The 12,789-nt window shown below is 60.5% G+C and carries 13 protein-coding genes and 1 riboswitch; of the genes, 8 read left to right on the forward strand and 5 right to left on the reverse strand.

Annotation, left to right across the window (positions count from 1 at the left end; genetic code table 11):
- Nucleotides 1-3: 3 nt before the first annotated feature.
- Together EDF75_RS13745 and EDF75_RS13750 are read right to left on the reverse strand one after the other, a co-directional pair.
- On the reverse strand, nt 4-963 hold the full coding sequence (locus EDF75_RS13745) for a hypothetical protein (protein ID WP_166646178.1): 960 nt from the start codon (nt 961-963) through the stop codon (nt 4-6).
- A gap of 14 nt (nt 964-977) precedes the next feature.
- The gene (locus EDF75_RS13750) at nt 978-2,105 is read right to left on the reverse strand and encodes a BamA/TamA family outer membrane protein (protein WP_133599807.1); all 1,128 of its coding nucleotides are present in this window, start codon (nt 2,103-2,105) and stop codon (nt 978-980) included.
- Nucleotides 2,106-2,407: 302 nt separating this feature from the next.
- Nucleotides 2,408-2,509: riboswitch (TPP riboswitch) on the forward strand.
- 65 nt (nt 2,510-2,574) lie between these two features.
- On the opposite strand from EDF75_RS13750, the gene EDF75_RS13755 reads away from it, so the two are divergent.
- From EDF75_RS13755 to EDF75_RS13780, 6 genes are all read left to right on the forward strand, one after another.
- A complete protein-coding gene (locus EDF75_RS13755; protein WP_133599808.1) occupies nt 2,575-3,270 on the forward strand; it encodes a TenA family protein in 696 nt (231 codons plus the stop codon).
- Nucleotides 3,267-3,995: an ABC transporter ATP-binding protein gene (locus EDF75_RS13760; protein WP_123707887.1), complete on the forward strand. Its 729-nt coding sequence runs from the start codon at nt 3,267-3,269 to the stop codon at nt 3,993-3,995. The genes EDF75_RS13755 and EDF75_RS13760 overlap by 4 nt, the downstream gene beginning before the upstream one ends.
- Entirely contained in the window at nt 3,992-4,732 is a 741-nt protein-coding gene (locus EDF75_RS13765) for an ABC transporter permease (protein ID WP_041145478.1), read from the forward strand. Before EDF75_RS13760 ends, EDF75_RS13765 begins: the two co-directional genes overlap by 4 nt.
- Before the next feature lie 27 nt (nt 4,733-4,759).
- Nucleotides 4,760-5,695: an ABC transporter substrate-binding protein gene (locus tag EDF75_RS13770; RefSeq protein ID WP_133599809.1), complete on the forward strand. Its 936-nt coding sequence runs from the start codon at nt 4,760-4,762 to the stop codon at nt 5,693-5,695.
- A 306-nt stretch (nt 5,696-6,001) separates the two neighbouring features.
- Nucleotides 6,002-7,387 carry a diaminobutyrate--2-oxoglutarate transaminase gene (locus EDF75_RS13775; RefSeq protein WP_041145476.1) on the forward strand — a complete coding sequence of 462 codons (1,386 nt, stop codon included), beginning with the start codon at nt 6,002-6,004 and terminating at the stop codon, nt 7,385-7,387.
- A gap of 9 nt (nt 7,388-7,396) precedes the next feature.
- Complete coding sequence (locus EDF75_RS13780; protein ID WP_166646179.1) at nt 7,397-8,878, forward strand: pyridoxal phosphate-dependent decarboxylase family protein; 1,482 nt, start codon at nt 7,397-7,399, stop codon at nt 8,876-8,878.
- A gap of 110 nt (nt 8,879-8,988) precedes the next feature.
- Here the strand turns inward: EDF75_RS13780 and EDF75_RS13785 are convergent, their stop codons facing one another.
- Entirely contained in the window at nt 8,989-9,498 is a 510-nt protein-coding gene (locus tag EDF75_RS13785) for a DUF4865 family protein (RefSeq protein WP_133599811.1), read from the reverse strand.
- Between the two features lie 105 nt (nt 9,499-9,603).
- Here EDF75_RS13785 and EDF75_RS13790 point away from each other — a divergent pair, with 105 nt between their 5' ends.
- Nucleotides 9,604-10,485, forward strand: a complete 882-nt coding sequence (locus EDF75_RS13790) for a LysR substrate-binding domain-containing protein (protein WP_133599812.1) — start codon at nt 9,604-9,606, stop codon at nt 10,483-10,485.
- A gap of 18 nt (nt 10,486-10,503) precedes the next feature.
- Here EDF75_RS13790 and EDF75_RS13795 read toward each other — a convergent pair whose 3' ends face one another.
- Nucleotides 10,504-11,286, reverse strand: coding sequence for an SDR family NAD(P)-dependent oxidoreductase (locus EDF75_RS13795; RefSeq protein WP_133599813.1), 783 nt, complete (start codon nt 11,284-11,286; stop codon nt 10,504-10,506).
- Nucleotides 11,287-11,404: 118 nt separating this feature from the next.
- Here EDF75_RS13795 and EDF75_RS13800 point away from each other — a divergent pair, with 118 nt between their 5' ends.
- Nucleotides 11,405-11,959, forward strand: a complete 555-nt coding sequence (locus EDF75_RS13800) for a TetR/AcrR family transcriptional regulator (RefSeq protein WP_133599814.1) — start codon at nt 11,405-11,407, stop codon at nt 11,957-11,959.
- Here the strand turns inward: EDF75_RS13800 and EDF75_RS13805 are convergent.
- Nucleotides 11,956-12,696 (reverse strand): glutamine amidotransferase, encoded by a 741-nt coding sequence (locus EDF75_RS13805; RefSeq protein WP_133599815.1) that lies wholly within the window; start codon nt 12,694-12,696, stop codon nt 11,956-11,958. The two genes, EDF75_RS13800 and EDF75_RS13805, sit on opposite strands and share 4 nt — an antisense overlap.
- Nucleotides 12,697-12,789: the final 93 nt, after the last annotated feature.

The raw sequence follows: 12,789 nt of genomic DNA on the forward strand, positions 1-12,789 counted from the left end.
AGGCTAAAAACGGTACTCTCCGGCAATAAAGAAGCTATTGCGTTCGTTGAAACCAATCTCGGTTAACAGGTTAAAATTCTGCGTGATCTCATACTGGGCGCCTATCAGCATGTTCCACGGCGAAGAGAGCCGCTGCTTAACGTCGAACTTGCCCTGGTCATCTTTATTCACCGCGGCAATCAGCGGCTGCAGCTCGGGCGGCATATGCAGATCCGACAGGTTGCCCTTAAACTCCTGCTGCACGTCCTGATACATGCTGCCGACCCAGATGCTCAAATTCGAGGGTCCGGCGATCCCCTGCATGCTGAAGCGATAGCCCACCCGCGGCGATACGGTGATGGCCGAGATCTTGCCGTCAAGGATATCGAAATCGGTACGGGTATAGTTGGTGTCCACCAGGCCAAACCAGTTGCCGTATCCTCCGGCCAGCGTAAAGCCGGTGCCCCAGGTAGTGCCTTTAAAGTCGAGCGCAAAGTCGATGTTCTGCAGCTGGCCGCTGTCGTGCAGGCGGTGGACGGAGCCGGCAATGATTCGGTCGATACCGGTGTACTTTGACGGGTCGGCATCCACGGAGACGTTGGAAACCGACGAGCCGCGGGTGTGGCCGGCTATCCCGTAGATATTTAAAAATGGAAAGACCCACATATCGAGACGCAGATTCTCGGTCTTACTTTTCTGCCGCGTGTGGCCGGCATCAATGGCAAACATATCGCTCGGAATAAGGTGATTGCCGAGCTTGAGCCCGGAAAAGCTGATGCTGTCGACCAGGATATCCTGACGAATATTCATATAGCTCAGGTTGATCCCAAACGGCAGCGGGATCGCATACCCGCGCGCCCTTGCCTCATCGCCCCAGATCGGAAAGTAGCTGTCGCCGTCGCCGGAAGCCGCGTCACCGCCGCTGGCTCCCCAGGCGCTGCCGGAGGTCAGCAGTAGCGTTATTATGGCTTTAGTCCATCTCATTTTTTCATCTGACCTTAAAGTCCGGAACCCACATTAAAATAGACCGCCTGCTGGTGCTCGCTGAAGGCGACGTCAATGCCCGTATGTAAGCCGTACTGCCGCGCTATCAGGTAGCGAAACCCCGTCCCCCACGCGGTTTCCGTCTGTTCCCACAATCCGTGCGCTTCATCGGCGGCGCTGCCGATACCGACAAACCCCTGCAGGATCCAGCGCGGCCGAAACTCCCAGGCGAGCTGAGTTTGCACCGTGCTGACATAGTCGCCCTGATAGCGATAGCTGGCGATCCCGCGTAGCGCAATATAGGGACGCGCCATCGGGGTGAGATGGCGGTCATGGTGCGTGAGGGACTGATAGTCCCCCGCAAAGGCCAGGGTTAGCGTCCGGCTCAGCGGCATAAAGTATTTACCGTTGAGTGAAAACTGGTTGTACTGATAGTCACCCCCGAGCATGGAACGGTAAAAACGATACTCGCCCTGCAGCGATAACCCCTTTTTAGGGTAGAAAAAGTTATTGGTGGTGTCATATTCCGCCACCACGCCCAGCGCCGACGAGGTGCTCTGCTGGCCCAGTACCCGCTGCCAGACCCGATTGACCAGCGGGCTGTCGTTGGAGATATCGGTTTTGGCGTAGACCTGCGAGGCGCCGACAAAAACCGGGGAATCGCCGACGCGGAACAGCAGCTTTTGCAGGCCGCCGTAGCCTTTGGTCCGCGTACTGATGCTGCGGTTTTGGCTAAATCCCGCCACATCGCCGGAGTAAATATCGAGGTTGATATCGGCATAGCCGAGCATCACCAGGTAGCGAATACGATCGTGATTCCAGCTATGACGGTGGCCGCCGCCGACAAACCAGGTGCCGTTCTGCGTCCCGCCGCCGCCAAACGCCGTCATCGGCGGCGGAATGTAGTTCTCGCCTTCGCGGGTGCCTTTACCGTGCAAAAACAGGCCGAAGAGTCCCCCGCCAAAGCCCACGGCAGGTTCAGTAATCACCAGCGGTACCGGCAAAAATCCGTAGGGGTTGTCCTGCAGATACTGGCTCATATCCAGCATGCTATCTTCAGGATCGAAAAAGTCCCCCGCCGTGGCGGGCGCGGCAAGCGGCACGATCAGCGCCAGCAGCAGCTGGGGGGATAACGGCTTCATGCACTCTCCAGGCGATAAGGGGTTTTAATACCCAGGTCACTGAAGAATAATGGCTTTCAGCTTATGAAAATATATAGTACGCGCCGCGGAAGTACCAATTGCCGGCGGCCGATTTTTTCCTTAATTTTGGATAAAAAAGCGTGCTAAATCACACTAATTACCTATAAAAATTTTCCGGATCCTGCTCGCCGTTCGCTTTTCAGTCTGGCTCCTCGTGACACCGTCACTTAAACCGCGCCAGCGCCGCCGAAGCAATGAGCCGCGGCCGGGATTGTAATCAAAAAGTGAATGTCGTATAACATGGCCCTACCGAGGGGTGTCCCGTGAGGGCTGAGATGGCGTAAGCCGAACCCTTTGAACCTGATCTGGGTCATGCCAGCGAAGGGACGGGTCGGCAATTTTGCCAGTTTTCCGCCATTGCCTGTTCATACTTCTGCACGCCCGGATCTCCCCTTAATCAGGAGGTCCTGTGATTCTTCCCGCATTTACCCAAGGCATCTACGGTCGTCTGCGCCAGCAGGCGGGACGCGACTGGCAGCACTACGTCGCGCATCCCTTTTTACACCAGCTGGCTGACGCCACCCTGCCCGAACCCGCGTTCCGCCGCTATCTGACGCAGGACTATCTGTTTTTGATCCACTTTGCCCGCAGCTATGCCCTGCTGGTCAGCAAGCTGCGCACCCTGCCGGAGATGCGCGCCGCCGCGGCCTCGATGAACGCCATCCTCAGCGAGCTGCCGCTGCACGTCGGCTACTGCGCCGGCTGGGGGCTGGATGAAGCGACTATGGCCGCCGAGCCGGAGGCGTCTGAGACGGTCAACTACACGCGCTACGTGCTGGATATCGGCCACTCCGGCGACGCCCTGGATCTGCTGGCCGCGCTGATGCCCTGCGTGGCCGGCTATGCGGAAATCGGGCTCGGGCTGCTGCACGGTGCGCAGACCCGCCTGAACGATAACCCCTACGCCTCGTGGATCCGCAACTACGGCGACGAAGGCTATCTTAACGGCGTCAACGCAGCGATCGCCCTGCTGGAAACCCTCTGGCAGCAGCGCGGCGGCGAGTCGAGATTCGCTGAGCTCAGCGCCATCTTCACCACCGCCACGCGGCTGGAGGCCAACTTCTGGCAGATGGGGCTGAACGCGGTAACGGAGGCGTCGGCGTGACGCCCCCGGCCATCCACGTCCGGGAACTGGGTTTGCGCTTCGGCTCGCGGGTTGTTTTTGCGGATTTGTCGTTCGATATCCCCGGCGGTCAGTGGGTCTCTCTGCTGGGAGCCAGCGGCGCCGGAAAGACCAGCCTGCTGCGCATCATCGCTGGCCTCGCGGCGCCGACGTCCGGCCAGGTGTACGCCAGCGACGGGCAGCCCGTCGCGAAACGGCTGGCGTGGATGGGCCAGAAGGACTTGCTCTATCCGTGGCTGAGCGTGCGCGATAACGTCGCCCTCGGCGCGCGCCTGCGCGGGGAGCGCGTCGACCGCGCGCGCGTGACAACCCTGTTGCGTCAGGTGGGGCTGGAGCAGTGCGCCGACGATCGCCCGGCGTCGCTCTCCGGCGGCATGCGTCAGCGCGCGGCGCTGGCCCGCACGCTGTATGAAGACCGCCCCGTAGTCTTAATGGATGAACCCTTCTCCGCCCTCGACACCATCACCCGCACGCGTATTCAAACCCTGGCGGCTGAACTGCTGGCCGAGCGTACCGTGGTGCTTATTACCCACGATCCGATGGAAGCCTGTCGCCTGAGCCACCGCCTGCTGGTGCTTTCTCCGTCTGCGGGCGGGATCGACGATTCGCACCATCTGACCGGCCTGCCGCCGCGCGCGGCGGACGATCCCGCGCTGCTGACCAGCCAGGCGGAGCTGCTGCAGCAGCTAATGAGGGCCGACGGATGAGGGGCAAGCTCTTTCGCGGCGCGGTGGTATTTAGCGGCCTGCTGCTGGTCTGGTGGCTGGTGACCCGCAGCGGGATCCCCGCCTTCCTGCTGCCTTCTCCCTCGGCGGTCGCCGGCGCCCTGTGGCTCAACCGGGCGTATCTCGGTTGGCATACCCTGGTGACGCTGAGCGAAATTGTCAGCGGGCTGCTGCTCGGGGTCCTGCTCGGCGTGGTGCTGGCGCTGTGCATGATTATCTCGCCGCGGCTGCAGCGCTGGCTGATGCCGCTGGTGCTGACCAGCCAGGCCATCCCGGTGTTCGCCCTCGCCCCTCTGCTGGTGCTGTGGTTTGGCTTCGGGATGAGCGCCAAGGTGATGATGGCGGTGCTGGTGATCTTCTTCCCCGTCACCTCCGCGTTCTTTGACGGCCTGCGGCGGGTCAATCACGACTATCTCGATCTGGCCCGCACGATGGGCGCCTCCTTTGGCGCCCAGCTGCGCCACGTGCGGCTGATGGCCGCGCTGCCGGCGCTGGGGTCCGGCCTGCGGATGGCCGCCGCCGTCGCGCCGATTGGCGCCATCATCGGCGAATGGGTGGGCTCAGCCGAAGGGCTCGGCTACGTCATGCTCAACGCCAACGCCCGGCTGCAGACCGACATCTGCTTTGCGGCCCTCTTTATTTTAGTGCTGCTGACCGTCCTGCTGTGGCTGGCGGTTGACGCTTTCTTGCACCGGCTGATCGACTGGACGCCGGAATAATGACCTGTACGGATAATAAGGAATACCATGAGTAAACGTATTTTTGCCGGGATGGCCCTTAGCGCGCTTATCAGCGGACACGCCGCGGCGAACGAGAAGCTAACCCTGGTGCTGGACTGGTACATCAACCCGGATCACGCGCCGATTATGGTGGCGGAACAGATTGGCGCCTTTAAGGAACAGGGACTCGACGTCAAAATCATTCCGCCATCCGACCCGGCGCTGCCGCCGCGGCTGGTGGCCGCTCGCCAGGCCGACCTCGCCATCACCTATCAGCCGCAGGTGCATTTTTTCGCCGATGAGGGGCTGCCGCTGGTGCGCGTCGGGACGCTGATTAACTCGCCGCTCAACACCATTATTGCGCTGGACAAGGACATCAAAACCCCCGCCGACCTGAAGGGGAAAAAGGTGGGCTACTCGGTGAGCGGCATCGAGCAGGCGACGCTGGCAACCATGGCGCAGTCGGCGCATATCGACCCGCAAAGCATCAAGCTGATTAACGTTAACTTCCAGCTGACCAGCGCCCTGCTTGCCGGCCAGGTCGACGCGGTTATCGGCGGCTATCGCAATATTGAGGCGCTGGAGCTGAAGCTGCAGGGCAAAGATCCGCAGGTGATGAACGTCGAGGATTACGGCGTGCCGGCCTACGACGAGCTGGTGATTGTCGCCAACCGCGATGAAGCGCACGCGGAGAAGATCAAAAAATTCCTCGTTGCGCTGCAAAAAGGCGTGACCTGGCTGCGCGCTCACCCGCAGGAGACGTGGCAGGCCTTCGCCGCCGCTCACCCTGAGCTCAATACCGAGCTCAACAAACAGGCGTGGCTCAAAACGATCCCGCTGTTCGCCAGCGACCCCGCGGCGCTGGATAAGCCGCGCTACGAAGCCTACGAACAGTTTTTGTTTAACAACAAGTTGGTTAAAAAAATCACACCTTTATCGCAGTACGCTATCGAACTGCGTTGAGTAACCTTACCGCTGGCGGAACTATTTCCGCCAGCGGCGTCAGCGAAGCGGTAATAAAACAGGGTAAAATCCTACACTAATAATTACACTTTTTATGGTTTTATGAACGTTAAAATAACGGATAAAAATCAGCCATTTATCATTAAATTTAACAATGTAAAAATAACGTAAAAATAGCGCAATAAATAAAACGTTGAATGCGGATTTAAAAAGCCATATATTGTGCGCGCTTTATGAATGGCGATTCATTTTCTTAAACCAATTATTCAACCAGGGTTCAACCGTAACGCTGGTTGTGGGAGTGATATGATGACGGATAAAGTCCGTATTGATACTTTAAGTGCAGATTTATTGGACGCAAACAACGAAACCTTTTTGGCCCGTCAGGCCGAATTCGAATCGAACGTCAGGAGTTACCCGCGCAAGCTGCCATTGGCCATTACCAAAGCGGAAGGCGTATGGCTGACCGATGCGGATAACAAACAGTACCTGGACTGCCTTGCCGGTGCTGGAACCCTGGCTCTTGGTCATAACCATCCTGACGTGCTGCAGAGCATCCAAAGTGTCATTACCAGCGGCTTGCCGTTACATACCCTCGATCTGACAACTCCGTTAAAAGATCGCTTCTCCGAATACCTGCTCTCTTTATTACCGGGCGAAGGTAAAGAATACTGCCTGCAGTTCACCGGCCCGTCCGGCGCTGACGCCGTTGAAGCGGCGCTGAAGCTGGCGAAAAAATACACCGGCCGTTCTTCGGTGATCAGCTTCTCCGGTGGCTACCACGGGATGACCCACGGCGCGCTGTCGGTGACCGGTAACCTGTCACCGAAAGAAGCGGTTAACGGCATGATGCCGGAAGTGCAGTTTATGCCGTACCCCCATCAGTACCGCTGCCCGCTGGGTATCGGTGGTGAAGCCGGCGTGAAGGCGCTGACCTACTACTTCGAAAACCTGATCAACGACGTTGAAAGCGGCGTACGTAAGCCTGCGGCGGTGATCCTTGAAGCCGTTCAGGGCGAAGGCGGCGTGAACCCGGCGCCGGTCGAGTGGCTGCAGCGCATCCGTAAAGTGACCCAGGAGCACGGCATTCTGCTGATTATCGATGAAGTCCAGGCCGGCTTCGCGCGTACCGGCAAACTGTTTGCCTTCGAGCACGCGGGCATTGAGCCGGACATCATCGTGATGTCCAAAGCCGTAGGCGGCGGTCTGCCGCTGGCCGTTCTCGGTATCAAGAAGCAGTTTGACGCCTGGGAACCAGGTCACCACACCGGCACCTTCCGCGGCAACCAGCTGGCAATGGCAACCGGCCTGACCACCCTGCGTCACCTGAAAGAGAACGACATCGCCGGTAAAGTCGCGGCCCAGGGCGAGTGGCTGAAAGGCAAGCTGGCCGACATGCAGAAACGCTACCCGGTCATTGGCCACGTTCGCGGTCTCGGTCTGATGATCGGCATCGAAATCGTTAAGCCGAACGAAGCTCAGGATCATATGGGCTGCTACCCGGCAGACGGCGCGCTCTCTGCCCTGCTGCAGAAAAAATGCTTCGAAGCGGGCCTGATCCTTGAGCGCGGCGGCCGTAACGGCTGCGTCCTGCGCCTGCTGCCGTCGCTGCTGATCAGCAACGCTGAGCTGGAAATTTTCTTCGACAAATTTGAACAGGCCCTGCTGGCCGCCGGCGTAAAACCGGTCTGAGTGGAGTAAGTGACCGCCATGTCCCAATTGAATCCGATCCTTGCCGGTTCGCCGCAGAGCATTGAGGCGTATCAGCAGGTTATCGCTCAGACCAGCCAGGCCGTCGCGCAGTGGCTCAAGCAGCCTGAGATGTATCAAGGCAAAAGCGTCGCCGAGCTGCGCGAGCGCATTACCCTTGAGTTCACCGAACAGGGTCTGGGCAACCAGGCGGCGATTGAACGTGCGATCGAGTACTTCCTGAAAGACAGCCTGTCGGTGCATCACCCGCAGTGCGTGGCGCATCTGCACTGCCCAAGCCTGGTGGTAAGCCAGGCGGCGGAAGTGCTGATTAACGCCACCAACCAGAGCATGGACTCCTGGGACCAAAGCCCGTCCGCCACCATCATTGAGATGAAGCTGATCGAGTGGCTGCGCGCCCGGGTGGGCTACCGGGCAGGCGACGCTGGCGTATTTACCAGCGGCGGCACCCAGAGCAACCTGATGGGCCTGATGCTGGCGCGCGATGCATTCTTCGCCCGCCAGGGTCACTCGATTCAGCAGGATGGCCTGCCGGGCGATATCCGCAAGTACAAAGTGTTCTGTTCTGAAAACGCCCACTTCTCGGTGCAGAAGAACATGGCGCTGATGGGCCTCGGCTACCGTTCGGTCACGCTGGTCAAAACCGACCGCTTTGCCCGCATGGACGTCGAAGATCTGAAGGCGAAAATTGCCGAAGCGCAGGCCAACGGCGAGCAGATCATGGCGATCGTGGCGACCGCAGGCACCACCGATGCGGGGGCTATCGACCCGCTGCGCGTGATTGCCGGCATTGCGGCGGAGCATCAGATCTGGCTGCACGTGGATGCGGCCTGGGGCGGCGCGCTGCTGCTTTCCGAGCACTACCGCGATTATCTGGACGGCATTGAGTGCGTGGACTCCATCACCCTGGACTTCCACAAGCAGTTCTTCCAGACCATCAGCTGCGGCGCGTTCCTGCTAAAAGACGCGCGCCACTACGAGCTGATGCGCTATCAGGCGGCCTACCTGAACTCCGAGTTCGATGAAGAAAACGGCGTACCGAACCTGGTATCCAAATCGCTGCAGACCACCCGCCGCTTCGACGCCTTGAAGCTGTGGATGGCGCTGGAAGCGCTGGGGCAGAAGCAGTACGCGGCAATTATCGATCACGGCGTGACGATGGCGAAAAACGTCGCTGAATACGTTGCCAGCCAGCCGACGCTGGAGCTGGTGATGAAGCCGCAGCTGGCAAGCGTGCTGTTCCGTTCTCGCCCGCAGCAGACCGCGGGCAGCGACGATGCCGCCATCGCCCTGCTCAACCAGCGCATCGGCGACGCGCTGCTGGACTCCGGTCGCGCCAACGTCGGCGTCACCGAGCACAACGGCGTCACCTGCCTGAAGCTGACGCTGCTGAACCCAATCGTCACCCTTGATGACGTGAAGGTGCTGCTGAACCTGGTTGAACGCACCGCCCAGGAAGTGCTGGCAAAGTAAGCTGAACGCCCGGATTACGGCGCCTGCGCCCGATCCGGGGTTACGCCCCTTGCCGCCCCGCCCGGGACGTTAGCCTCCCGAAAGCCGATAACTCACCTTATCGGCTTTTTTTACGCCTCTCCTCGCGCCACGTAGCCGATGCGATAGCTCTCTCCTGCCGCCGACGGCGCATCGCCAAAGCTCACCTCCATCAGCTGCCAGCGGCTCACGTCCCATGCGCAGAGCGGCCCCTGCAGCTCGAGGCTTGCCAGATCGCTAAACGGCGCAATGGCGCGTTTTTCAACGCTCAGCCAGGACTTATCCATCACCTCCGCGACCTCCGGTACCCGCAGCGCCAGCCAGCTTTCAATGCGCGGCCAGCCAAAGTTCTCGCACAGGCGGGCAAAACCGGGACTCTGCAGAAAGCGCGCCATCGCCCCGGCGTTTTGCCAGACGTACAGCGGCGCGTAGCGGTTCTCCGCCGCGGGCATCGCGCGGTCATCTCGGCGGGAATAAAGATAGGTTTTAAATACCAGGCCGGGAAAGCCGTCCAGCTTTGCGCCGCCGTCGGCAATGCGGCGCTCAATAATCGACATGTCGTAGTCGGCGGGCAGCGTAAAACGGTATTGCATAACGATCATGGTCACTCCGGAAGGTAATATTGACGTTGGGGCCAGTGTGGTGCCACAGTACCTTCCTGAAAATCGAATAATTCAGGAGTCATCGTCCTGAATAAGAGGATAATTATGGAAAAGCTCACGCCGGCGCTGGATCTCGATGCGCTACGTACCTTTGTGACCGGGATCGAATGCGGCAGCTTTGCCCAGGCGGCGGTGCGCCTGTCGCGCTCCACCTCAGCGGTCAGCGCTCAGCTTAAGAAGCTGGAGATGCAGTGCGAGGCCGGGCTGGTGGTGAAACAGGGTCGCCACCTGGCGCTCACCGCCGAGGGAGAAAAGCTGATGGGCTATGCCCGGCGCATGCTGGAGCTCAACGATGAGACCCTGCGCGCCCTCAAAGGCGAACGGCTGAGCGGCGAAATCCGCATCGGGATGCAGGAGGATTTTGGCGAATCCCTGATGCCGGGGATCCTCGGCCAGTTTAAGCGCCACCACCCGCAGCTGCGGATCGTCGCCAGGGTGGACCGCAATCTGCCCCTGCGTCAGGCGCTGGCCGAACGCACGCTGGATATAGCGCTGCTGTGGCAAACCGACAACGCCGGGCACACCTTCGGCCAGTGCCCGCTGGAGTGGATTTATCATCCGGATCTCGACGTCGCCGCCCTGCTGGCCGCCGGCGAACCGCTGCCGCTGGTGATGTTTGAAAGCCCGTGCCTGATGCGCTCAAGGGCTATCGCCGCGCTCGATGCCGCGGCCATTGCGTGGCAGGTGATGTTTGTAAGCCATAGCCTCAGCGGGGTCTGGGCGGCGGTGCAGGCCGGATTAGGGCTGACGGTGCGAACCAAAATCGGCATGCCGCAGAACCTGCGTGCCGCTGGCGGGCTGCTGCCATCGCCCGGCAGCCTGGCCATCGGCCTCGAAGAGAATCCGCTGCAGGCGCGCAACGCCCCCGCCTGCGCGATGCTCGGACAGCTGATGGCGGAGGCGCTGAGCGGGCTAACGTTCAGGTGACAACGTCACGAAAAGGCGTCAGGCGCGGTAGCGCGGTGCCGGTTCCGACTGCGCGAAGCCGGGCAGCATCGCCTGGCGCGCCGCATTCATGGCGCTCCACTGCGCTTCGTCATGCAGCGGCGGAATAGTGACTAATTCGCGGCGATCGAAACCCGCCAGCGCCGCATCCACCAGTTTATCCACCTCCATCAGGCCGGGAATGGTATCAACGTCTTTGCCGCTGCGCTGCCAAATCTCGGTGCGGGTTGCCGCCGGCAGCACCGCCTGAACGTAGACTCCCCTGGCGGACAGCTCCACGTCGAGCGCCTGAGAGAGAAACAGCACAAAGGCTTTGGTTGCGCCATACACCGTCAGGCCCATTTCCGGAGCCAGTCCGACAACCGAGGCGATGTTGACGATCGCCCCTTCCCCCGCGGCCGCCAGCCGGGGAGCGATAGCGTGGGCCAGGCGGGTCACCGCCGTTACGTTGAGCGCAATCAGCCGGGAGATCTCTTCCCCGTTCTGGTTGATAAAATCGCCGGGAATGGCGGTGCCGGCATTGTTAATCAGAATGCCGATGCGCGTATCTTCCCGCAGATGCTGCTCGACGGCGGCAACGTCGTCATCGTTAGTCAGATCGGCGGTTAAAATGTCGACCTGCACCCCGGCCTCGCTGCGCAGACGCTGGGCCAGCGCGGTAAGGCGTTCGGTATTGCGCGCGACGAGAACCAGATCGTGGCCGCGTTGGGCAAAGCGTTCGGCGTAGACTGCGCCAATCCCGGTCGATGCGCCGGTTACCAGTACGGTTGATTTGCTGCTCATTCGGTACTCTCCTGGATTTATACATGATGGTCGTCATGAATAATGTCACAGGCTGGGTATGCTGTAAATAATGTTATATGATGGTCATCATAAATAATTTTCAGCGCGAGATAACGCCATGAGAGTGAGCAGAAAACAGGTCGAAGAGAATAAGCAGACAATCCTTGCCGCCGCCGGTCGTCTGTTTCGCGAGCGGGGTTTTGATGCGGTCACGGTCACCGATATCATGAAATCAGCGGGTCTTACCCACGGCGGATTTTACGGCTACTTCAAATCGAAGGATGAGCTGATCGCCCTGACCCTGGCGGAGCTGCAGACAGCGAGCGGCGCCGTTGAAAACGGCAGCGCGCCGCAAATCGAACGCTACCTCTCTCCCGAACACCGGGATAATTGTGCCGGCGGCTGCCCGCTGGCGGCGCTGGCGGCGGACACTATCCGCCAGTCGGAACCGGCGCGGAGCGAAATGACCGCCGGGCTCAAGCAGCAGATAGCCAATCTGAGCAAGACGGTTAACGGGGAAGATGACGCGGCGAGGCGCCGCGCGGCCGTCGGCAGCTGGTCGGCGATGGTCGGGGCGGTGATTCTGGCGCGAATGACCAGCGATTCGGCGCTCTCGGACGAAATTCTTCGCGAAACGGCGGCCTGGCTGCAGGAGAAAGCGCCGCAGGCTTAAGCCGTTCGGCGATCCGGGGTCAGATAGTGAGCGACAAAGCGGGTCAAAATCGCCGAGGCCACCGGGCTCTCCTCAACCGCACCGCTCAGCCTGTCCGGGTCAATCCCCTCACTGCGCAGCACCGCCTGGCGGTAGTAAATCAGCGAGCGGGCAATCTCCGGGGTGATTTCGGGGTGGAACTGGGTCGACAGCGCGTGGGCACCGTAGCGAACGATCTGATGCGGATCGTGCTCGGACGAGGCCAGTACCGTCGCCCCCTGCGGCAGTTTGATCACCGTTTGCAGGTGCGTCAGGTGGGCGCTGAAGGGCTCGGGATGGTCGGCAATCAGGCTATCATCACGGCCAGCGGCCGAGAGCGAAATGGTTTTGCTGCCGGTTTCGCGCCCGGCCGGATGGTAATCCACCTCGCCGCCCAGCGCGTGGGCCATCAGCTGATGACCGTAGCAGACGCCAAACAGCGGCATCTCGATGGTCATCGCGGCGCGGATCCACTCCGCGGTCATCTCGCTCCACGCCAGGCGTTCCGTCACCATATCCCAGGAGCCGGTGATCACCGCCACCGTATCGTTATCCGGTGCCGGAAGCGGCTCGCCGGCAAATACGCGCACCGCGCTGATCTGCTCCCGCCACGGCGCCAGCAGGTCGGCGAACCATCGCGGCAGGTCGCCGTGATCGGCGACAATCTCCTGCGGCGGCGTGCCGGTCTGCACAATAAGCAGCTTGTTTCTCAATGCCATTACCTTTTTCCCTCAATGCTTACCCCGACGCTTCACTATGGAGAAAAGCGGCGGTTTCGGCAAATAACCAATATCTATGAGTCACGCCGTGCG

Source organism: Klebsiella sp. BIGb0149, from assembly GCF_004362605.1.
In the GTDB taxonomy this organism is placed as follows: Bacteria; Pseudomonadota; Gammaproteobacteria; order Enterobacterales; family Enterobacteriaceae; genus Klebsiella; species Klebsiella terrigena.

Bases quoted from the DNA above. Each gene is read 5' to 3' on its own strand.
- EDF75_RS13805 (WP_133599815.1), bottom strand. From the start codon at position 12,696: ATGGCATTGAGAAACAAGCTGCTTATTGTGCAGACCGGCACGCCGCCG.
- EDF75_RS13775 (WP_041145476.1), top strand. From the start codon at position 6,002: ATGATGACGGATAAAGTCCGTATTGATACTTTAAGTGCAGATTTATTG.
- EDF75_RS13770 (WP_133599809.1), top strand. From the start codon at position 4,760: ATGAGTAAACGTATTTTTGCCGGGATGGCCCTTAGCGCGCTTATCAGC.
- EDF75_RS13765 (WP_041145478.1), top strand. From the start codon at position 3,992: ATGAGGGGCAAGCTCTTTCGCGGCGCGGTGGTATTTAGCGGCCTGCTG.
- EDF75_RS13790 (WP_133599812.1), top strand. From the start codon at position 9,604: ATGGAAAAGCTCACGCCGGCGCTGGATCTCGATGCGCTACGTACCTTT.
- EDF75_RS13745 (WP_166646178.1), bottom strand. From the start codon at position 963: ATGAGATGGACTAAAGCCATAATAACGCTACTGCTGACCTCCGGCAGC.
- EDF75_RS13800 (WP_133599814.1), top strand. From the start codon at position 11,405: ATGAGAGTGAGCAGAAAACAGGTCGAAGAGAATAAGCAGACAATCCTT.
- EDF75_RS13795 (WP_133599813.1), bottom strand. From the start codon at position 11,286: ATGAGCAGCAAATCAACCGTACTGGTAACCGGCGCATCGACCGGGATT.
- EDF75_RS13785 (WP_133599811.1), bottom strand. From the start codon at position 9,498: ATGATCGTTATGCAATACCGTTTTACGCTGCCCGCCGACTACGACATG.
- EDF75_RS13750 (WP_133599807.1), bottom strand. From the start codon at position 2,105: ATGAAGCCGTTATCCCCCCAGCTGCTGCTGGCGCTGATCGTGCCGCTT.